Annotated in this window: 15 protein-coding genes, 1 pseudogene and 1 riboswitch; of the genes and pseudogenes, 12 read left to right on the top strand and 4 right to left on the bottom strand. The window is 46.6% G+C overall.

What is annotated here, in order from left to right; genetic code table 11:
• Positions 1-59: 59 nt before the first annotated feature.
• From BLQ82_RS18725 to BLQ82_RS18710, 4 genes are all read left to right on the top strand, one after another.
• Positions 60-5,630 carry an RHS repeat domain-containing protein gene (locus BLQ82_RS18725; protein WP_244280862.1) on the top strand — a complete coding sequence of 1,857 codons (5,571 nt, stop codon included), beginning with the start codon at positions 60-62 and terminating at the stop codon, positions 5,628-5,630.
• 10 nt (positions 5,631-5,640) lie between these two features.
• On the top strand, positions 5,641-6,009 hold the full coding sequence (locus tag BLQ82_RS18720; protein WP_062521364.1) for a hypothetical protein: 369 nt from the start codon (positions 5,641-5,643) through the stop codon (positions 6,007-6,009).
• A 209-nt stretch (positions 6,010-6,218) separates the two neighbouring features.
• The gene (locus BLQ82_RS32700) at positions 6,219-7,334 is read left to right on the top strand and encodes a hint domain-containing protein (RefSeq protein ID WP_062521362.1); all 1,116 of its coding nucleotides are present in this window, start codon (positions 6,219-6,221) and stop codon (positions 7,332-7,334) included.
• A 2-nt stretch (positions 7,335-7,336) separates the two neighbouring features.
• On the top strand, positions 7,337-7,585 hold the full coding sequence (locus tag BLQ82_RS18710; RefSeq protein WP_039832911.1) for a CPCC family cysteine-rich protein: 249 nt from the start codon (positions 7,337-7,339) through the stop codon (positions 7,583-7,585).
• An 85-nt stretch (positions 7,586-7,670) separates the two neighbouring features.
• Here BLQ82_RS18710 and BLQ82_RS18705 read toward each other — a convergent pair.
• Positions 7,671-8,890, bottom strand: a pseudogene (locus tag BLQ82_RS18705) (IS256 family transposase).
• 687 nt (positions 8,891-9,577) lie between these two features.
• On the opposite strand from BLQ82_RS18705, the gene BLQ82_RS18700 reads away from it, so the two are divergent.
• From BLQ82_RS18700 to BLQ82_RS18680, 4 genes are all read left to right on the top strand, one after another.
• On the top strand, positions 9,578-9,853 hold the full coding sequence (locus tag BLQ82_RS18700) for a hypothetical protein (protein ID WP_062521360.1): 276 nt from the start codon (positions 9,578-9,580) through the stop codon (positions 9,851-9,853).
• 340 nt (positions 9,854-10,193) lie between these two features.
• A complete protein-coding gene (locus BLQ82_RS18690) occupies positions 10,194-11,087 on the top strand; it encodes an RHS repeat-associated core domain-containing protein (protein WP_157243772.1) in 894 nt (297 codons plus the stop codon).
• Positions 11,088-11,127: 40 nt separating this feature from the next.
• Complete coding sequence (locus tag BLQ82_RS18685) at positions 11,128-11,643, top strand: hypothetical protein (protein ID WP_062521354.1); 516 nt, start codon at positions 11,128-11,130, stop codon at positions 11,641-11,643.
• Between the two features lie 441 nt (positions 11,644-12,084).
• A complete protein-coding gene (locus BLQ82_RS18680; RefSeq protein ID WP_062521352.1) occupies positions 12,085-13,131 on the top strand; it encodes an HD-GYP domain-containing protein in 1,047 nt (348 codons plus the stop codon).
• A 66-nt stretch (positions 13,132-13,197) separates the two neighbouring features.
• On the opposite strand, the gene hpt is transcribed toward BLQ82_RS18680, so the two are convergent.
• From hpt to BLQ82_RS18665, 3 genes are all read right to left on the bottom strand, one after another.
• Positions 13,198-13,728: a hypoxanthine phosphoribosyltransferase gene (gene hpt, locus BLQ82_RS18675; RefSeq protein ID WP_062521348.1), complete on the bottom strand. Its 531-nt coding sequence runs from the start codon at positions 13,726-13,728 to the stop codon at positions 13,198-13,200.
• 75 nt (positions 13,729-13,803) lie between these two features.
• Positions 13,804-15,318, bottom strand: a complete 1,515-nt coding sequence (locus BLQ82_RS18670; RefSeq protein ID WP_062521345.1) for an IMP dehydrogenase — start codon at positions 15,316-15,318, stop codon at positions 13,804-13,806.
• A gap of 33 nt (positions 15,319-15,351) precedes the next feature.
• Positions 15,352-15,912 (bottom strand): phosphoribosyltransferase, encoded by a 561-nt coding sequence (locus tag BLQ82_RS18665; protein WP_062521343.1) that lies wholly within the window; start codon positions 15,910-15,912, stop codon positions 15,352-15,354.
• 150 nt (positions 15,913-16,062) lie between these two features.
• Positions 16,063-16,165: riboswitch (purine riboswitch) on the bottom strand.
• Between the two features lie 173 nt (positions 16,166-16,338).
• On the opposite strand from BLQ82_RS18665, the gene BLQ82_RS18660 reads away from it, so the two are divergent.
• The 4 genes from BLQ82_RS18660 to BLQ82_RS18645 all read left to right on the top strand — a co-directional run bounded on the left by BLQ82_RS18660 (position 16,339) and on the right by BLQ82_RS18645 (position 21,589).
• Entirely contained in the window at positions 16,339-17,181 is an 843-nt protein-coding gene (locus BLQ82_RS18660; protein ID WP_074648385.1) for a protein phosphatase 2C domain-containing protein, read from the top strand.
• Between the two features lie 269 nt (positions 17,182-17,450).
• Positions 17,451-18,842, top strand: a complete 1,392-nt coding sequence (gene hemA / locus BLQ82_RS18655) for a glutamyl-tRNA reductase (protein WP_062521339.1) — start codon at positions 17,451-17,453, stop codon at positions 18,840-18,842.
• 5 nt (positions 18,843-18,847) lie between these two features.
• The gene (gene ccsA / locus BLQ82_RS18650; RefSeq protein ID WP_062521416.1) at positions 18,848-19,669 is read left to right on the top strand and encodes a cytochrome c biogenesis protein CcsA; all 822 of its coding nucleotides are present in this window, start codon (positions 18,848-18,850) and stop codon (positions 19,667-19,669) included.
• A gap of 1,272 nt (positions 19,670-20,941) precedes the next feature.
• Complete coding sequence (locus tag BLQ82_RS18645) at positions 20,942-21,589, top strand: precorrin-2 dehydrogenase/sirohydrochlorin ferrochelatase family protein (protein WP_062521337.1); 648 nt, start codon at positions 20,942-20,944, stop codon at positions 21,587-21,589.
• Positions 21,590-21,840: the final 251 nt, after the last annotated feature.

The raw sequence follows: 21,840 nt of genomic DNA, 5'->3' as shown, positions 1-21,840 counted from the left end.
TTGTGTTTTCTCAATTCGATAGTGGTATTTTATTATTCATAAAGACAGGGGAGTTTACATTGGAATATTTCAAGAAGGTAAAATCTTTTCTATCAATCATTTTAACAATTGCCTTGTTATTATCATGTTTTCCAACGACTTATGGAAGAGTAGCTGCTCAAGGATCTGGTCAGGAATCGTATGCTAAAACTACCCCAAACGCTAGTGATACACCCAGTCCCACTCCATCACCGACTCCAGATCCATTGAACGATCTCCTTTCAAATTCTAAATTCTTACCTGAGCCTACACCTGGATATTCAGAGCGTAACGCCAAGACCGCATTAAAAGTGAAAGTCCCTCCTCTAGAAGTGGAAGCTTCGGTTCAAGGGGCGGTGTATGGACAAGACCAGCCGCCGCTGTTCCTCGTTCCTAAAGCCCTACTGTTGGAGAAGCAAGGACTCTTGAGCAATGCCTTGTCCCGTCCAGCTGCTTTGCAGCCTGAAGGTGGAGACGTAATCCAATCCTCACACGATTTGAGTACAGAAGTGATCAAAACGTTGATGCAGGCAGGAGCGACAAAAGAAGATCTGTACTGGGTGAATCTGTTGATGCTGGATGCGCCTCCTGAGCATACCCCGTTAGAACTTCTGAAACTCCATCAGCAGGGGAAGTTGAGTTGGGAGAGAATTCAGGGGCAGCTTGCCTCCCCTCATGCGGAATTCAACGCAGATGCACCCGTCACTGATTCTGTATACCGGGAACCTGTGGCATCTTCCTTGCAGCAGCGAAGCACAGTAACTTCGGAAGTTTATGGTGCCCCTCCAGTCGCGGGAGAGAAGATGAAGCAGGCGGCAGCTGTAGTGACCTCATTTGATATGGCCGTTTCCAGTGTAATTGACGGGATCAAAATGGCCCAAATCAATCAGACAAATAAACCACAATTCGAAGATCGAAGCAGCACCAATGAAATGGTGGACCCGGTTTCAGGTGGCTTAACCTGGAAACAGAACCTGATCCATTTACCTGGACGGGACGGACTGGATTTGGATCTGGGCTTAACGTATACCTCCTCTTCCTTATATGCATTCACCAGAGAGTACAGCGACTATTACGGGTATAGGACTCGGGGAGGATCGTATTCTTCCCTGGGACTGGGGTGGTCGTTCCAACTCCCTCATCTGAGCGGATCAGTACAGGAAAACAATTGGTATTATCATGATGGTAAAGGCAGTGCGTATCAAATTTCTAATGAAGGTCCTCTTGCTTCGTACACCAATCTTCGAAACTACAACGGCAAGGATAAACGTTTTGAATATGATGGATCAGGAACGTTCAGTAATGGTCAGAAAACAGGCATTTATTATTTGGAGTACGCAGATCACAAACGGGAATACTTTTCAGCTACAGGCCAATTAGTCGGGATCGTAGACCGATTCGGGAATAGCCTTACTTATAAATATGTAACCGAATCCCCGCTCCCCAATGTAGGACGTTCCAATACGCTCTCGTCAATTACAGACTCATTGGGCCGGGAAATACGATTTTCGTATGAAAACAGCAATCTGGGTGAATCGGCTAGTTTCAACGGAGAACATGTCTATATTCAAGTGTTCGATGGCGGACGAGAGGTTGAGAAGGTTACCTTAAATAAAGGCCGGGTGCAGGCAACAGTCAATGAACTTCAAATGTATGTGCCCTTTTTGTCATCCATTACGAATCAGGCAGGCGAGACGACTTTTCTGGAATATCAATTCGCATTTGGCAAATATAATCCGCATAGTTTGTTTTATGGGGAACAGGATTATAATATGTTCGGATTGCTCAAGAAAGTGAGTTATCCGCACTCCACGACGAATTATGAGTACAATGTAGTGGTTCGGCATATTTGGCCTAATGAGACGATGGAAGAATATCAGGTAACTGGGCGCAGTGATCAGACGGGGAATACACTCTATAACCAAAAGAAATACACATACATCGGAAATTACACCGGAGCCACACTTCAGGATTATCCAGCGGTAGTATTTGAAAGTTATCACTATAGCTCTATCGTTACCACGCAAAGCACGACGAATGAAAATGGGAAACAAACGACCTACAATTTTGACGGTAAAGGCCGGTTACTGTCCTTGGATGTTCAGGCCGCAAACGGAGAACGGAAAGTTGAAAATTATTCAGGATTTCATCCTTTGTTTATTTATTCACCGACTAGAACGACCTTACTTGAGTATGGGGTAGGAGATAGCGAGGCAACCGCGAATCAATTGATCACAGAAACGAGTTATAATGATTGGGGATACGTGGCTTCACAAACGAAGCCCATGCCCATTGATCAGTTCAATAATGCAAATTTGCGGCAGCATTACACCACAAGCTACACGTATGAACCCAATTTTCATTTTCTGGAATCCAAATCGTGGTACCAGAATGAGAGTGATGCAAGTCCGCTTACGGAGCGCTATACGTACACCGGGAATGGCCGTCAAGAGACTGTGACCAACGCCAAAAATGAGCAGACATTGTATACCTACGGCTACTTTGATGGATTAGGCAAGATTGAACGAGCAACCGTCGAAACATGGGCAGATAATCGTCTTGCCGCTAAGTCTGTGGTTCGGTATGGCAGTGAAAATGACTACGCTTATCCAACGGAACAACAACAGTGGTTCAATGTTGGTACTGCAGAGGAAAAAGTCGTCAAAACCTTGATCGCATACGATAGAGGAAATGGTCGAACTATCCAGAAAACGGATGGAAACAACCAATCGGTTACCTATGAATACGATGCTGGGGGCCGTCTAAAAAAAGAAACACATCCAGTCCGAACCAATGCCAACGGGGAAAGATATAGTGAAGTGATCGATTACAATTACTATAACCAGACCTCCGTGAACTTTGATGCTGTGAATGCAGGAACGTTTGTTTTAAAAGTAAATACCATAAAAACCGTAACTAACCTAACCACTCACGATGCCGTTATCACAAATTCAGATGCGTTATATAATGGACTAGGACTCGTTCTGTTGGAAGAGCACTACGATGATAATGCGGGGAAATGGGTATACCAGCAATATCATTATGACGACATGGGGCGCCCAGTGTATTCCATCGACCCCGCTGGAAACACACTGACCGTCAGCTACGATGCCTGGGGCAGACAGAACCGGGCGACGAATGCCAACGGGGATCTCATTGTCAGCGACTATTCACTCAAAGCGCGCACCAACACAAGCTACATTCAGGATAAGAACACGGGCGAAAAGCTGAACTATGTCCAGGACAGCTATGATGCCTGGGGAAATAAAATTTCGGCCTCCACCTATAAGGATTGGCCAACGAATCAACAGCAGATTACCGAATCCTATCGATATAATATCGCGGGAAATATCACAGGTTACACTGATCCCAATCATAATGTAAACGAAGACGGGGTTACGACCACCTATGCCTATGATGCCTTAGGCCGTTTATCCGCCGTAAAAGATGCGCTGAACCAGACCACCAACTACAGCTATGACGGGAATGGGCAGGTATCGAAAGTGACGATACAGGCCAAAAACGGTTCGCCGCAAACTCTGAATACCAAAACGTATAACGAACTGGGCCTGCTTAAAGTGAAACAGGACGGAGCTTCACAAAACGAAAGCTACACCTACAACAGTGCAGGCCAATTGGCAGCGAAAACAGACCGCAATGGCAGCACGTTTGGATATACGTATGACGAAAGCGGCCAACTGAAAAAGAGCACGATCAGCGGGATGGTCAACAACGTGGCGCAAACGCAGGAAACGAATGTGATTTTCGGCAAGGATAATCCGAGGACTCAGGTGATTCAGACCCTTACGAATAACGTGGTAACCGCCACCCAAACGCAAGTGATGGATAGCTTGGGCCAAGTACGTTCGACATCCTCCGTTGCGGGCAACCACTCGGCGTACATCGGGAATCAGAGAGACGTACTGGGGCGGATGACACAGATCAATGACAACTACATGGGCTTTTATACGAATTATCTATATAACAAACAGCGATTGGATAAAGTACAAACCAACGGGGGTTCTACGGTCACAGGTGCTGCTTCGGCCAATGTACAGTACAGCTACTTCGCGAACGATTTGGTGAAGTCGATTACGTACCCGACGCTTACAGATGGCAGCATTCTCAAGACGGAATATACGTACAACAAAGCGTTGGGCTGGACCGAGAGCATTTGGAACACCAAAGGGAGTGAAGTGCTTTCGGGATACAGCTACGGTTACGACAATAACGGGAATCGCGTCTCCGTAAGAGAGGTGCGCAAAGGCAGCAGCACCGCGCAAACGACAAGCTATGGGTATGACGCACTGAACCGCTTGGTGTCCATTACCCGACCGGATGGCGGGAAAACGACGTATACCTATGATGTACGGGGCAACCGGCAGACGTTATCGGACAACAGCAGTACGAGTCTGGACACGGTGGATACAAGCTACACCTATGACTTGCAGAACACCTTAACCTCCGTCAACAAGGGAGGAAGTACAACCAGCTTCAAGTATTATGCGGATGGCATGCGTTTCATGAAGACGAATGGCAATACCCAGACCCAGGTGAACTATAACCTGAATGGGGAAGTGATCTCGCAAGAGAAGATCGTCAGCGGTGTGTTCGTGGAGCAAGCGAATTTTGTCCGTGGGGACCGGGTACTGGTGAAGAAGGACAAAAAGAACAATAGCGTCACGGATTACTATTACCTGTACAATGGGCACGGTGACGTCGTTCAGATCGTAGATACTAGCGGGGCGGTAATCAACAACTATACCTACGATGAGTGGGGGAACATCACCAGCCAGGAGGAGGGAACCTCCAACTCCTTCAAGTACACAGGAGAAGTGTACGATGCTGAAACCGGGCTTTACTATCTGCGGGCGCGGTATTATGATCCGAGTATGGGGCGGTTTTTAAATGAGGATACGTATGAGGGGCAGATTGATAATCCGCTGAGTTTGAATTTGTATACGTATGTGAGTAATAATCCGTTGATTTACAATGACCCTACAGGACATAAAGTTAATGAAATAGAGGTGAATGTGTACCTTGATTTAGCAATTCAAGAGGGTAAACAATCATATGCGTGGTGGGAAATCAGAAGTATTTTAGGTCAGGAAGCAAAACATATACCATTGCAGTCTGGTGTGGACAACAATTACTTTAAGTATCTTTATAATATGGCAACTGGAAATCATTATGAAGAAAGTACACCTGGTAATATGGCTTGGGCAAGAGGGGAATTGCAACAACTTCTTAAAGATAGTGCAATAATGCAAGATATGATGGATTCATTAGCTATGGGGCTTATCGGTGGTACTGGGAAAGTAGCAAGCCTAATAAAAAATGAAGCAAGACTTGTAAAAGCTGCTGAGCAAATGGGAAAGAATCCTAAAGTACAAAAAGAAGCCGATGACCTTATAGCGAAGTTTCTCCAAGGGAATGTGAATCCAGGACTTGGAAGTAAAAGTTTGACAAGTGAGATAAATTATTTGAGAGGAAATGAGGGGGCAAGAGTATTCTATAGAATGAATAATGGAGAAATGCAAATTTTAGCCAAAGCAAACAAGGCAAACGAGCAAACAGTCATGAATATTTTGTATAAAATATATGGGAAATAGGGAGGCTGCTATGAATATTGTCAAGTTAAGTTATCCTACTCCATTATCAAGTATAGTTGATAACCAGAATGACAACATTGACGTTTTTATTGAACTTGAAGATGGAACAAATATCACTGTTGTCGTTAGCACTCCCCAAAATTTACTGTGTCAAATGGAAAGGGAGCAAGAAATCTTTGTTCCCGCCCCTCACCCAGAAATAATAGTTAGATCATTAACTCATGAAAATATACAACATGCAATTGAGCAGTATGCTAAAGAAGATGCATTTTGGTTGAAATTATTATATGTAGCATCCGTTGATAGAAGTGCAGTAGATATGAATCGAATCAACCGATCTTTAGAAAAAATTAAAACATTAAATAATGAATTAGAATAGAATAATTGAAAAGCTATGTGCGAGCCCTAAAAACTCCATGTGGCTTTTTGTTAGGTTTGTCTTTTATTAGGTTTGTCTTTTATTTTCTGAGTATGGCAGTGATGAAATGATAGGATTACAACCTATAGTTACTGTTTCACATGAGTACAAAACGGTAGCAGATAGAATCGGCGTTTCCAAACAGCTGTACTATCTGCTATGATCCGAGCATGGGGCGGTTTTTAAATGAGGATACGGTTGAGGGGCAAATCAATAATCCGCTGAGTTTGAATTTGTATACGTATGTAGGTAACAATCCGTTAATTCGATGGGATCCGTCAGGTAACTCATGGATTGGTGATCAGTGGAATGCTTTTGTGATTCAAATGAAGACCGTTCATGCATCATGGGAAACTGCCATGAGTTATTGGACGATGGGATTTACAGATCCGTTCTTTACCTCAGCCAAAGTACCAATGAACTCAAAAGAATATTGGTACGCTCAAGCGGAGGTCACATTCAATACAGCTTTATTAGGAGTAGGAACTGTAGAAAAACAACTGATCAAGCAGGAGAGCAAAGAAGTAGCTTCAGTTGTTAGGTTAGCCAAGGCTGGATGTAACTGTTTCACAGCAGGGACTAAGGTTCATACAGACGAAGGGGAGAAGAATATCGAGGACATTAAAGTCGGAGATAAGGTTCTTGCTAAATCTGATGAAAACGGAGAAGTGGCGTATAAAGAGGTCGTGGGCCTGTTCAAAAAGCAGGCTGATGAAATCTACTACGTACATATCGGGAATGAAATTATTGAGGTTACGGGAGAGCATCCGTTTTGGTTGGATGGTAAGGGATGGACGTTTGTTAAAGACTTGAAAGTTGGCGACTTGCTTGTTTTGAGTGATGGTTCTAAACTGGCAATAGATAAGATTGAGAAAGGGCCGAGAGAGGCAACAGTCTATAACTTTGAGGTAGCTGATTTTCATTCATATTTTGTGTCAAACCTTGGGATTTGGGTGCATAATTGTGCATGGTCTGCAAATACGTTTGCAGCCGGAAAACTTGATGAGCATTTTACTAAGCATGTTGTAAAAAAACAAGAATGGGCTGATCTAGGTTACTCGCTTACAAAAGAAGGTTATTTTAATAGGGCCCAAAATTTATTGAATAGCAGTATTGGTGGGGACGTACGGGGATTTACATCGAAGAATGGCTACGTTTTTCGATATAATTCAAAAACTAACGAGTTTGCTACAGCAAAACCTGATGGTACAATCGAAACATTATTTAGACCCAAAGATGGGATGAAGTACTGGGAAGATCAAGTTAAGATGTATGGGGGGAGCTAGATATGCCAAGAAAATATGCCTGCCCTTGTTGTGGTTATTTAACATTGCCTGATGAACCACCGGGGACTTTTGAGATTTGTCCTGTCTGCTACTGGGAGGATGATAACCTACAGCATGCTGAACCGGAACGAGAAGGTGGAGCTAACTCTATTTCACTGATAGAAGCGAGAGAGAACTTCAAGAAACATGGGGCGATGTCTCTAGAGTTTTTGGATGTAGTACGATTACCGTTGCAAGAAGAACAACCATGATCGTTTGGTGACGGTTATTGGGGTCTGTCAATAATTTTGTGTAAACTCTTTTAAGTATAGATTCCCCCGAGGGGGAATTTGCGATTTAACGCAAGTGTTGACCGACCCGATCGGGAAAAAAGACGGAAAGCTGGAGCAGCATTTGGCCCCAGTTTTGGACACGTCCCGTCCATTTCCGGGTGACGTCTACGGTGGCCAGATAGAGCATCTTCAGCAAGGCTTCATCCGTAGGAAAGATGCTCTTTCCCTTCGTCACTTTACGAAGCTGACGGTGGTAACTCTCAATCATGTTGGTGGTGTAGATGAGTTTGCGGATCTCAGGCGGGTACTTAAAAAAGGTAGCAAGCTCGTCCCAATTTGTTCGCCAAGAACGGATAATTAAGGGGTATTTCGTTCCCCAGACTTCCTCGAAACGATCGAGTTCAAGTAAGGCGCCTTCCTCGGTAGCTGCCTTGTAAATGGGCTTTAAGTCGGCAGTTACTTTCTTAATATCCTTGTACGACACGTACCGGGTGGAACTGCGAATTTGGTGAATAATACACTTCTGAATTTCGGTTTGGGGATAGCAGGCTGCAATCGCTTGAGAAAATCCGGACAGGTTATCCACACAGATAATGAGGATGTCTTGAACCCCGCGATTCTTAAGTTCATTCAGCACACTCAGCCAGAACTTGGAGGACTCATTCTCACCAATCACATGCCCAGCACGTCTTTGTTTCCGTCCAGATCGATGCCAATGACCATGTAGGCAGCCTTGTTGATAATGGCCCCGTCTTGCTTGACCTTGAAGTGGATCGCATCCAAATAGACGACGGCGTAGACGCCTTGCAGAGGCCGATTCTGCCATTCTTTAATGAGAGGAACAATCTTATTCGTCACATTAGAAATGAGCGTAGGAGAGACCTCAATGCCATACATCTGCCCCAGGTGATCCTGAATTTCTCTGGTGCTGATCCCTTTGGCGTATAGGGCGATAATTTGCTCTTCGATGCCGGTTACATTCGATTGATGCTTCTTGACAACCAAAGGCTCAAACTCCCCCAGCCGGTCCCGAGGGACGGCGATTTCCTGTTCGCCGTATTCACTGACTACTGTTTTACGGCTCTTTCCGTTGCGGCTGTTTGGCGTGAGCTTCGCTTTTACCTCATGCTTTCCATAGCCCAAATGAGTATCCATTTCGGCTTCCAGCATCTCCTGGATCGTCTCTGCAAACAGATCTTTTAAGGCATTCTGTGCATCTTGAGCGGTTACCAGATTGTTCTCCTTTATGAATTCCCGAAGTTGCTGTTTTGACCAAAGTCCCATGTGTTCTCCCCAACCTTTCTCTTACTTCCATTTTAATGGGTTTGAGAGTTTACACAATATATTTTACAGACTCGGTTATTGAGACCTTGGGGACGTCAATCCTCAAGGTCGTTCTTTTTACCCCCACAACCAGTGCCGAATGAACTCATCATTCAACTAATAACGCACTTAACCCCTGCAATACCGATACAAGGATACCTGCAATTCAATGTACGCACACGAAGGCTTTAATTTTATAACCTAATTAATGCCTTAGCGTTACATCCAAAAGGTTGATTATGTTCAGATACCACCATGATTGACCCGTAGTAGTGTGGTTTTTTTGGAATTTATGAATGATTTTATCTTTTTCGCATTGAGATTTGGGCGGAAAAAATGTATGGAGATGCTGGATTGGTCATGGAATTTACTGTTGATGCTAGAGAATCTGCGCAATTCAAAGGTCTAGTTCTAAAATCTGCTAGTAGAAATTGGGAACGTTATGTGACCACTGGGCGACAAAAGAAATTAATCGACAATTGATATGTTGCTGGTCCATTTTTAGCAAATCCAAATGATCTTGGTAAAGGTAAAGCATTAATTCCAAAAGGAAACCAAATTGCGATTCGTTCTGTAAAAATGGCTGTATGGTTGTTTAAAGGTTTTGCTGGATTCGAATAATGATAGATGAATTAAAGGAGATGTCAAATGAAAAAATTTAGGTATGGAACAACAGAAGAAGCGCAGGAATTTTGTGAAGGAATTATGATTGAGATGATTAAACTGTTTAATATAAGTGAGGAAGAGGCGTGGGGGAGAGTGAATGATTTCTGGAAAAGCCCTTTTAAAGAAGATTACGACATAAGTTACCATGAGACATTTAACTACTGGGCAAATACCATATATTTTGGTAAGGAAGCCCGGTGGTGGAAAAGAGAAAGTGATCCAACATTAATGCCTGTGCCTTATCTATATCAGAACTAATAAAAGAAGTGCAGTGCCCTATATATAGTTATATGTGGGGCACTTTTTTTAACTATAATAATATCCAATTCTTACTTATTTGTTACTAATAACCCATATAGAGGCAGACGGTGTAAGTTGTCCTGCGGTTGACAGCCATACTCACCGCAGCAGAGTAGTAATGCGGGGGAATCAAGACAATTCTCCCTGAATCACGCGCTTCACCATATGGTCATTTTCAATCCGATGCTTGTTCTGCGCGCTGTAGATCAAGGCGTGGGTACAGAGCTTGTTTACAAACCAGGCGCGCCGTGAGCATATCATTATCTGTATAATGGTCACGGTGATATGATGCAGATTATTGACACCAACGGCTAGGTTAAGAACAATCATGTGTTTGATGGATTGGGGAATATTACTTCTAAAAAAGATGAGATTTGAACTCCTCAAGTATGCTGGAGAATGCTTTGGTCCAGAAACCGGGCTCTACTACCTGCGGGCACGATATTATGATCCGAGCATGGGGCGGTTTTTAAATGAGGATACGGTTGAAGGGCAGATAAACAATCCCTTAACTCAGAACATATATACTTACGTAGGTAACAACCCTCTTAAATATACAGACCCTTCAGGCAAATGCTTCTGGGATGCTTGTGTTTTGGAGGGAGCGGCCGCGGCGGCATTAGTTGAAGGGGCTATATTTGTGATAGGCGCTTCAAGTATCCTTATCTGGAATCATTCGAATGCTGCACCAGTGGAGGTTCCAAGAACTGATGCACCTCAACTTACAGTAATTCAGGGAGGGAAGAATAATAAAAGTAACAGTAATCAAACAAAACCTGTCGCTCCACCTGTTACTCAAACTGATAAGAATGAGGATCGAAATAAGGATAGGTTAATTCTCTATCACTATACCACTAAAAAAGGTTATGAAGGTATAATGAGTAGCGGGGTAATATATCCTTCCACTACAGCAAAAAGACCTAAAGATGCCAGACTAGGAGACGGAGTGTATTTCACTGATGTTGCACCTAATTCGATTTCCTATAAGGAATTATCTCAAATACTATATTTGAATGAAAATCAAACCCAAAATACTTTATATTATGTTGCTATTGATGTAACAGATTTGGTTTTGGAGTATGGAAGGGCTCATATCTTTGCAACTTTAACAGATACTCCTTTAAAAATAACTGGGCGTGTTGTATCAGGTGGATTCAATAATGGTACAAATTCTCGCAATTTAACTCCGTAAATGAAGTTTGCCATCAAAGTGAAAAGGGGTAAGTTCTTTTATGATTTATTTGAATGAAAAATCGGGGAGGAAAGAGTGGTACTTTGAGGTGGACGATGAAGGTACAGCATATAGACAGATTTTATTGGAGGAAGGAAAAGAAAGTAAGAGTTCCAATCTGAAGAAATTTGAATTCTTCCTGTCAGAAAAGGAATTACCCTTAAATAATCCGGAATTAAAAAGAATTCCTAAGGAAACATTTGAAAAAGTGTGGAGTATTGTTAATAAAGATCAACAGACAATATGGCATAAACAAAAAGAACTACTTACGCTCGGAGAAAAGATAGTCGGTTACATTGAAGTTTTTTATCCTCAAGGAGTTATTGTTAGTATTCCCGATAATGATGCTTTGGGGGTCGCTAACTATGAAGAATGCGCAGAAAACTCACAAAAACGCAATATGCATAAAGGATTGTTAGTAAACGCTGAAATCATTGGATATGATGAAATTAATTATTGGTTTATCTTGGGGGACCCGAAGGTTTTTGATTGCAGGTATCCTCTAGTATCAAAATAGATCGTTTAGAAAAAAATATGTATTACAATTTATAACAGATACGTTTTACATGGACTTCAAGATAGTAGCAGAAGACGTCGGTGTTTCCAAGCAAACGTTTCAGGACTGGATCAAAGAAAGACGCAAGATTCTGTAACCACGTCTTGAACAGTTATCCAAGCTATTTGGAATCAAGGATCAAATGTTACTCCAGAAGGAGATGCTTCCATCTGAAAAATCAGAAATTCTGATGGTTTACTTAATCAAAACAAATGGATATGAGCCTCCGCCTCCACAATTGAGGTGGAGGTTTCCTATTATCCCAATAATGGGAAAGTTTTCTTCAAAATGCGCTTTTAGTCATGTGGAATCGGTCAGAGAGGGGTGTTAAGAACTATTTATAAAACGCTGTGTTCTTACGATAGAATAATAAAGGCTTAATCCATTTCGGAGGGACACAAGGTGAGAATACATATTAAGAAACTGAAAATCGGAGATGTTCTGAAAACCGATATTTTTAACCGCCAAGGTCTTCATGTGCTGGCAAAAAAGACAAAAATCCGTCTTGAGGATATTGAATTGCTGAATAAGCACAGCATTAAATTTGTGGATGTTGAGGGCAGTGTAGAGGATCGTATAGCCAGGGAGGTATTTAATGGTACTGAACGTCCTCTGAGAGTCAAACCTAATTATGATAAGTCTCTTAGGGAATACCAAGCCTTTTTTTTGGAGGCTGTAATCTCGGGAGAGATTGACCGGTCGAAAATGGAATGGACGCTAATGCCTTTGCTGGAACAGCTGGATGAGCAAAAAGACGTGCTTACCCTTCTGTTCAGTTTCCAAAAAGAAGATGAGACCATTTACAATCACTCTTTGCAGGTTGGTTTGTTGTCATACTATATTGCTGTGTGGCTAGGCTATCCGAAGAGCGAACGGTTTGAAATCAGCAAGGCAGGATACCTCCACGATATCGGGAAGAGCCGCGTCCGGCTATCCATCCGTAACCGGGCCGGCCAATTAAATGATGAGGAAGAAAAGGAGCTTCAGAAGCATACTTCGGCAGGTTATCAGATTATCCGCAAATCGTTGAGAGATCATACATCTGCATTAGTGGCGCTGCAGCATCACGAGCGGGAGGACGGAACAGGCTATCCGCTCGGACTACAAAAGGATAAAATCCATCCCTATGCCCAGATAGTTGCTGTGGCGAATGAATTCATCAGCAAGACATTTGTTTCTGCAGAACAGCCAAGGCGAAACTTCTCAACAGTTTTGCAAGAAATTTATGAGCTTGGATTCGGGAAACTGAACGAGAAGCCCGTGCAAGCACTAATACATAATCTGCTCCCTAATATGATCGGGAAGAAGGTGCAGCTTAGCAATGGACACATAGGAGAAATTGTATTGAACAATCCTATGGATTTTTTCAGACCCCTGGTGAAAGTGAAAGAGACATTTATAGATTTGTCTAAAGAACGCAATCTGAACATTCGGGAAATTATAGTTTAGTTAAAAAAAGCCACATGCGAGTGTAAGTTTACTCCATGTGGCTTGTTTTTTTATCTGCTATAACTCTCACTCTTCCCCCGTCTTCACCACCCACACCTCCGGCAGGTTCCGGTATTGCTCCGCATAGTCCAGGCCATATCCGACGACAAATTCGTCGGGGATTTCGATGCCCGAATATTCAACTTCTACGTCGGCGAGGCGGCGGGAAGGCTTGTTGAGTATGGTGCAGATGCGCACACTGAGCGCGCCGCTGTTCAGGAAATGCTCCTTCAGATGCTTCAGCGTCAGGCCGGTGTCAATGAGATCCTCGACAAGCAGGATATGGCGGCCGCGGATATCGGTGTCGATGTCTTTTTTGATAATGACCGCTCCTGAAGTGGTGGCCGCTGTGCCGTAGCTGGAGACAGCCATGAAATCAATGCCTACAGGGAAGCTGATTTCACGCATCAGGTCAGCCATGAACACGGCGGCTCCTTTAAGGATGCCGATGAGGACCAGGTCCTTGCCCGCGTAATCACGGGAAATATCCGCACCCAGCTCCCGGACTCTCTGCTGCAAAGCTTCCTTATGAACAAGCACATTTTGTAATTCTGTCATCGCTTTTGCGCTCCTTAATCTGTCTGTTTCATCTCTGAGAAGCAAGCCCCGTATTCAGCAGCCTGCATTCAATGCTCAGGAGGATGATCTGTCCTTCTCCTTCAGCATAACATCATGTGCCCCTCCTTCGTAAATGGTGGTGGAGGAGACCAGGGTGATTTTGGCATGCTGCTGCAGCTGCGGGATGGTCAGTGCGCCGCAGTTGCACATGGTGGATTTGATTTTGCTGATGCTGAGATCGAGGTTGTCTTTGAGGCGTCCGGCGTAGGGAATGAAGGAGTCCACGCCTTCCTCGAACTCCAGCTTGCTCTCCTTGTCGGCATTGCCGAAGTCGTACCGCTGCCAGTTGCGGGCCCGGCTGGAGCCTTCGCCCCAATATTCCTTGACAAAGTTGCCGCCGACCAGCAGCTTGCGGCCCGGACTCTCGTCGAAGCGGGCAAAATAGCGGCCCAGCATGACAAAATCGGCTCCCATCGCCAGGGCAAGCACGATATGGTAGTCATGCACGATGCCGCCGTCGGAGCAGATCGGGACGTAAATGCCCGTCTGTTCGTAATATTCCTGGCGGGCTGCGGCAACTTCGATGACCGAGGAGGCCTGGCCGCGGCCGATGCCTTTTTGTTCACGGGTAATGCAGATGGAGCCGCCGCCAATGCCGACCTTGATGAAGTCCGCGCCTGCTTCGACCAGGTAGAGGAAGCCTTCTTTGTCCACGACATTGCCTGCCCCAACCTTTACATTATCCCCGAACGTTTCCTTAATATAGTGTATCGTTTCCGCCTGCCATTCGGAATACCCGTCCGAAGAATCGATGCAGAGTACATCCGCCCCTGCTTCCACCAGTGCCGGAACGCGTTCCTTATAATCTCTGGAATTGATGCCCGCACCGACGATTAGCTGCTTGTTGCTGTCATGAAGCTCCAGCGGGTACTCCTGGTGGCTGTCATAATCCTTGCGGAAGACGAGGTGCACCAGATTACCGCTGCTGTTCACAATCGGCAGACAGTTTAGCTTATGGTCCCAGATCATATCATTGGCTTCGGTCAGGGTGATGCCTTCCTGGGCATAGATCAGCGAAGACAGGGGCGTCATGAACTCGGTAATCCTGCAATCCGGCGGAAGGCGGTTCTCCCGGTAATCGCGGCTGGTGACAATGCCCATCAGTTTGCCTGTAGGCTTCCCGTTGCCGGTAATAGCGATGGTTGAATGGCCGCTGCGGGCTTTCAGCTCCAGTACATCCTTCAGCGTATCCTCCGGGCGCAGATTAGAGTCGCTGAGCACGAAGCCGGCCTTGAACTTTTTGACTCTGCGGACCATTTCGACCTGCTGCTCGACTGACTGGGAGCCATAGATGAAAGAGATCCCGCCGCTTTTGGCCAGGGCAATCGCCATGTTGTGGTCGGATACAGCCTGCATCACGGCAGAAGTTACAGGCAGGTTCATAGTTAGTGCGGGCGTTTCTCCCTTGCGGAATTTGGTCACCGGTGTTCTAAGATCCACATTTCCCGGAATGCATTCTTTAGTCGTCAGATTGGGTACCAGCAGGAACTCGCTGAATGTTCTGGACGGCTGATCATAATAGTAAGCCATTTGGGGTCACACCCTCTCTAAGTTTGTTTTTTGCTACACTTTGGATAAGCATCGTACGGGTACGCCAATGTCCGTTTCCAACTGTTTGTAATGTTCGCCTTTGGCCAGGATCGCCTGTACACCCACTAGCCCGATACCCATGTGAACCATTTGCTGAGCGATGCAGCGGATCGTAGCGCCTGAGCTGATGACATCATCCAGAAGGAGCACCCGGTCTCCGGCAGTGAAACCGTCAAAATAAATATAGTTCTCATTATACGCCGTCTCGCGTTTAATGCTAACTTCATAGTTGTCGTATAGTTCGGTGCTGAGACGCAGAATATTCATCGGCTTCATCAGCTTATATGCGGCAAGCATACCCCAGGTATGTCCACCCGGCTCGGGAGATACGATATAATCAAAAACAGGGAACTGTGCGGTGATGCTCTCTGCCAGGCTGTCTGTAATTTCGCTGATCAGCGCGGGATCGATATAGGTGCCCCGTTCACCGAAGGGGTAGAGCTTGAAATCATAAGCGGTGTCCTTATTTTTATAAATTCTTACATTCTTGGCCTTGCTGATGGATTCGTTGAGTCTCTCATAGGATGCGCTCATGGTCCTCACTCCTTAAAAGTTTGGTTAGCTATACTTCGTACGCCTGGCTGAATATACAAAAAAACCCGGGACACAAGAGACACCTGAAAGCCGGGCGGCATCACGGAAGAGCGCACATCAATCATGCGGACTCTGGCCTTGAAGATCCATCTGCTTTGCGGTGCCTCTTGTAGCCTGGGGCAATTTACGGTTGCCTGTAGAAACGCTCAAACCAAATTAATGAGCTTATACAAGAGCTTTAGGAATGAAGGGTATATGAATGGAAAAGTAACATCGGATGAGGAGCAATATGCTTTCGTTTAGGTTTTTGTGTTAGGAATAATGACTTTTATCATTTTTTATATGCTATCATCAGCAATAGTGTGTGTCAATCCTTGAGGTATATGTTAGGTTTAATGACAAAAGTGTTGTGGGGAGGATAATAGGATGCCAAAAGTTTCGCCAAGGCAAATAGACATGTATTCGCTTCAAGGTGACGGAGAGTGGAATGAGGATGCACTGGTCATCCATGATACAGCGTCTGTATATGGGGTTATGGATGGAGCAACTTCTCTTTCGGCTTACCGGAATCCGGAGGGGCAGACTGGAGGGTATATAGCCGCGCGGCTGGCTGCAGCCCATTTCATGGGGATGAACCCTAACCGGAAGCTGGAGCAGATTGCAGTTGAAGCCAACCAGGCCTTGCGGCAGCAAATGGCGGCGGAAGGTGTAGATACGGGGGAAGCGTCCAATCTGTGGTCGGCGGCATTGGTCGTCGTGCAGATCCATGAATACAGCATTGAATACGTGCAGGCCGGGGATTGTATGCTGCTGGCCAGATACAAGGATGGAACGGTCAGAGCGCTGACCCATTCCCAGCTCGCGCATGTGGACCGGAAGACGCTGGAGCAAATGGCCGAATTGCGCGCCGAAGGCGTAAGCGATCCGGCAGAACTGCGAAGACGGCTTACTCCCCATCTGATGGGTAACCGTGCCGCTGCCAATACGCTCGCAGGCTATGGGGTGCTGAATGGTGATCCGCGGTTCGCGCAGTTTTTGGAGAAAGGAACGTTCAACCGGGCAAATCTGGAGCGTCTGTATATGTTCAGCGACGGCCTCTACACGGAAGAAACTAACTGGCCGGACTTAACCGCCGCACTGGACAGCCTGGGAGCAGAGACCTACGCCCGGACATTGTATGCTAAGGAACAAGAGGACCGGATGCTGCTGGAGGTGCCGCGCCTCAAGGTTTCTGACGATAAGACCTGTATGGTGCTGCACCTGGAGTAAGCGGAGTTCACAATGTGGACTGCTGATAAAAAATTTTGAAATAACCGATCCTAACCATGTATTTAAGGACGACAAATCTGTGTCGCTTGATTATAATAATTATTATCTGGATTTCATAAATAGTTCAAAGGTTTTGTCAAAAGCCGTATTTTCATGTGATATACTTAACACAGCGTTTATAGAACTTGTGAAAGTGGTACCGGTAAATTTACAGGTGAGCAGCAAGAGTACCTGCACCAATGAATAGAGATTAGGATGGTGAACAAACGATGCATATTGTCGTGGTTGGCCTGAATTACCGTACGGCGCCTGTAGAGGTCAGGGAACAGTTTGCTTTTGCCGAAAAGGATCTGCCTGCGGCATTGCATCAGCTGATGCAGACCAAAAGCGTGCTGGAAGGCGTTGTCGTTGCCACCTGCAACCGGACGGAAATTTATGTGGTTGTGGACCGGCTGCATATGTGCGGGTATTTCATCCGCAGTTATATGGAGCAGTGGTTTGGAGTGAAAAGTGATGTATTTGCACAGCATATGTATATATATGAAGACGAGCAGGCGATTGCCCACCTGTTCCGGGTAACCTGCGGCCTGGATTCGATGGTGATCGGTGAGACACAGATTCTGGGACAGGTGCGCAGTGCTTTTTTGACTGCCCAGGCGGAAGGCGTGACGGGAACCTGGTTCAACCGGCTGTTCAAGCAGGCAGTCACACTCGGCAAACGCGCACACAGTGAAACGTCGATTGGCGAGAGTGCCGTATCCGTCAGTTATGCGGCTGTGGAACTGGGCAAGCGGATTTTCGGCATGTTCTCCGGCAAAAGAGTGCTGATTCTCGGTGCGGGCAAAATGAGCGAGCTGACGGTGAAGCATCTGTACAGCAGCGGTGCAGCAGAAGTGATTGTCGCCAACCGTACGCTGGCGCGGGCCGTAGAGCTGGCCGAGAAGTTCTCGGGCAAGCCAAGCACCATTGAGCACGCCCTGCAGCATCTCGACGAGGTGGATATTGTGATTAGCTCAACGGGAGCGGACGGCTATGTGCTGACGGCAGATCAAGTGGCCGACAATATGAAACGCCGCCCGTCGCGGCCGCTGTTCATGATTGATATTGCCGTGCCGCGCGACATTGATCCGGCGGCGGCAAGCGTGCCGGATGTCTTCCTGTACGACATTGATGATCTGGAAGGGATTGTCGAGACCAACCTGGAAATGCGCCGCAGCGAAGCCGCCAAGATTGAAGTCATGATCGAAGCGGAGCTGGCGGACTTCCAGATGTGGCTGAAGACGCTTGGTGTCCGGCCGGTCATCCGTGCGCTTCAGGACAAATCGAACGGAATTTATGAAGACACGATGGATAGCCTCTTTAACAAGCTGCCTGAGCTGGACGAGCATCAGCGCAAGGTGATCCGCCGCCTGACGAAGAGCATTGTCAACCAGATGATGCATGATCCGATCAATGTGATCAAGGAGCTGTCCAGCGGCAAGCAGGGGAATGAAGCCCTGGAGTATTTTACACAAATCTTCGCGCTTCAGGAGCAGCTTGGCTCTGAACCTGACGGAACCAGCCCCGCGAAGCCGGATCGGGAGGAAGCCGAACGCCCCTCCGCCAGTGAGTTCACACTGCCGAAGTCGGTGTTCGCCCCGGCAGGCCTGTTGGGCGGGTGAACAAGATGCAACTGCTGAACGGAATATATGATGCCGCTCTGCTGCTATATGCCCTGAGCCTGCTGTTTGTTTTCTCGGATTGCCTTAAGCGCAATCCGGGCGGGAAGCGGCTGGGCACAGGGCTTCTTGTTGTTGTGGGGATTTTGCAGGCTGCCGGGCTTGCGGTGCGTTTCTCCCAGGAGAAGGGTTTGCCGATTTTTACGCCGTATGACTTCCTGTTCTGGTTCTCCTTCATTATTGTGCTGACTTCGCTTGCGGTTGCCTATACCCGCGGGGGAGAATTTACGATTCTGCTGCTCAGCATGGCCGGCTTCAGCGTCTTCCTGCTGAACCGGGTCTGGCTGACCGCCGAAGATCATACCCTGCAGAGCTGGAGTGCGGTGCACGGATGGCTGGCGATGCATATTATTTTGGCCAACCTGAGCTTTGCCGCACTGACACTGGGGACGGTGTTTGCGATAATGTATCTGTTCCTGCATACCCGGCTGAAGCACAAAAAATGGGATGACCGCATCCGCCGCCTGCCCAGCCTGGAGACGATGGACAAATACTCGTATACCGCAATATTGGCTGGGGTTCCGCTGCTGCTGGCTTCACTGCTGCTGGCCGGAATGTCCATTGTCGCTGAAGGGCGCACGCCGCTGTTCCAGGATACCAAGGTATTGACCACGCTGATGGGGCTTGCGGTCTACATTGCCTATATCCTCCTCAAGCGCTCCGCCCGCCGCAGCGCTACCTCTATGGCCCGCTGGGCCATTGCCGGCTATGGTTTTATTATCCTGAACTTCCTGCTGAACTCCTGGTCCGAGTTTCATGGCTGGGGGTGATAGGGGAATTGGTCAGGGTATGGTGCTGGACGTTGCTAGTGTAAGGCGGCATGAGAGTGAGTGTGGTGGAGTATAAGGAGCGGTTTTAAATGTAATTAATGAAGCTAAATGAGTTGAACTGGAGAGCTTAAAAGCTTGGGAACCCTTGGGAATGCTTGGGGGCGCTTGGGAACGCAATAAAGCTCATTAGGAACTGAAACGAAGTGGAAAAAGTAAAACTAATTCGCTCAAATCCGGGATACAGAAGGTTTTAGTTGGATTTTCTACACCTAATTCATGCATATTCATCCCATATGCTAGCTTTCAGCCGGTATAGTGGTACTTTTTCCCACATAGGATATCCCATAAGCCGAAAGAGTCCGATTGGAGATACTTTTTCCAACATAGGATATCCCACAAGCCGAATGAGTCCGATTAGTGATACTTTTTCCCACATAGGATATCCCATAAGCCGAAAGAGTTCGATTGGAGATACTTTTTCCCACTAGGATATCCCACAAGCCGAATGAGTTCGATTAGAGATACTTTTTCCCACATAGGATATCCATAAACTGAATGAGTTCGATTGGAAGTACTTTTTTCACTAACAGTGACTCCATTCTTCACTGATTTATTTAAGCGGTAGAAGTTGCTGTATGAAAAGCTGTACGAGAATCCGAATGAGCAGTTCTATAAGATGCTGTTGTCATATTCTGGTATGATGTGTGAGACTGATTCCTCAAGTTTCCGGTCAGGCTTCGCTGACTGGTTAACGGGAAGATAAGTGTGTGGAGAAAGTGAGTGTTGCATTAGGGTAAGTAATAAATAGGAAAGTATTGGGCTGGGGTAAGTATCAGATGAAGTTAATCCCCTGGAGAAATTAAGTATAAGAAAGAGTGATAGGTTGAGGGGTTCTCTTCGGTTATAACAGTAGTAAAATTGAGGTTGTGTTTACGTTACACTCGCTGGAGTGGACCATCAGATTGCTGTGATGCTGAAACGGAATTGAAGGTGATCCCGGACACTAATCGGCTGGAATCGTGAAGCGAGAATGCTGTAAGATTGAGATGGAGTTGACGGTGATCCCGCCTGGAATGGTGAAGCGAGAATGATGTAAGAGTGAGATGGATTTGACGGTGATTCCGGCTGGAATGGTGAAGCGAGAATGATGTAAGCGTGAGATGGAATTGACGGTGATTCCGGCTGGAATGGTGAAGCGAGAATGCTGTGAGGTTACCGGACACTAATGCTTCCCGGACAGCAGATGTCAATGAGGAGTAGGGGCGTGGCTTCATGGTGAAGTATTTGCCTATTATGCTGGATCTGCAGGACCAGCGTGTGGTAGTCATTGGCGGCGGCGCTGTCGCGGAGCGCAAGGTGGGCGCGCTTGTGGAAGCCGGAGCGGCGGTGGTTCTGGTCAGCCCTTCGCTGACAGAAGCGTTAGCCGCACTGGCTGAAGCGGGGCGGCTGAACTGGATCAGCCGCCGCTATGCCCCCGGAGACATACGGGGGGCATTCCTGGTCTACGCCGCCAGCAATGAGGCGGCGGTGAATGAAGCGGTGGCCCAGGAGGCGCGCAGCCTGGGCCTTCCGGTGAATGTGGCCAGCCGGTCTGAGGCTGGCAGCTTCATTACCCCTGGCGTGCTCCGCCGGGGGCGGCTGACGGTCGCCGTGTCCACCTCAGGCGCGGGACCGTCGGCAGCTGCGAGGATTACGGAGCAGCTGGCAGAGATATTGGGCGAGGAATACGAGCCCTATCTGGACTGGCTGCACGACCTGCGCACAGAGATCAAGCGCAGGGAGTTGCCGCCGGAGCTGCGCAGAAGGCTTCTGCGCAGAGTCGGAAATCTCGATGTGTTGAATGAGATGCGACAGGGCACCTTTATAGAGTGGAGCGCGGACGACATCGATAACTGGATTACCCGCAACCTTGAAGTGTAGATAGGGGATGCCCGTAACCTGGGATAGAAGCTGGAACTGCTGGGTAGAAACTTGAGGGATAAGGATAGAAGTCGGAACTGCCGGCTACTTGAAAGGATAAGGATTAATGCCGACGCTACTGACAGCTTTGAGGTGGAAGTAGACAACTGATTTAGCTGGAACAGATTAATCAAAGGTAGAAATACCTTTTAATAAGGCCCAGAGGCTGGCAATGGCAAAATCAAAGGTAGAAATACCTTTGAATAAGGCGC

It is taken from the genome of Paenibacillus jilunlii, assembly GCF_900102965.1.
GTDB lineage: Bacteria > Bacillota > Bacilli > Paenibacillales > Paenibacillaceae > Paenibacillus_AQ > Paenibacillus_AQ jilunlii.
The sequence above is the reverse complement of the archived record's forward strand: the minus strand, read 5'-3'. Positions and strand labels throughout refer to the sequence as shown.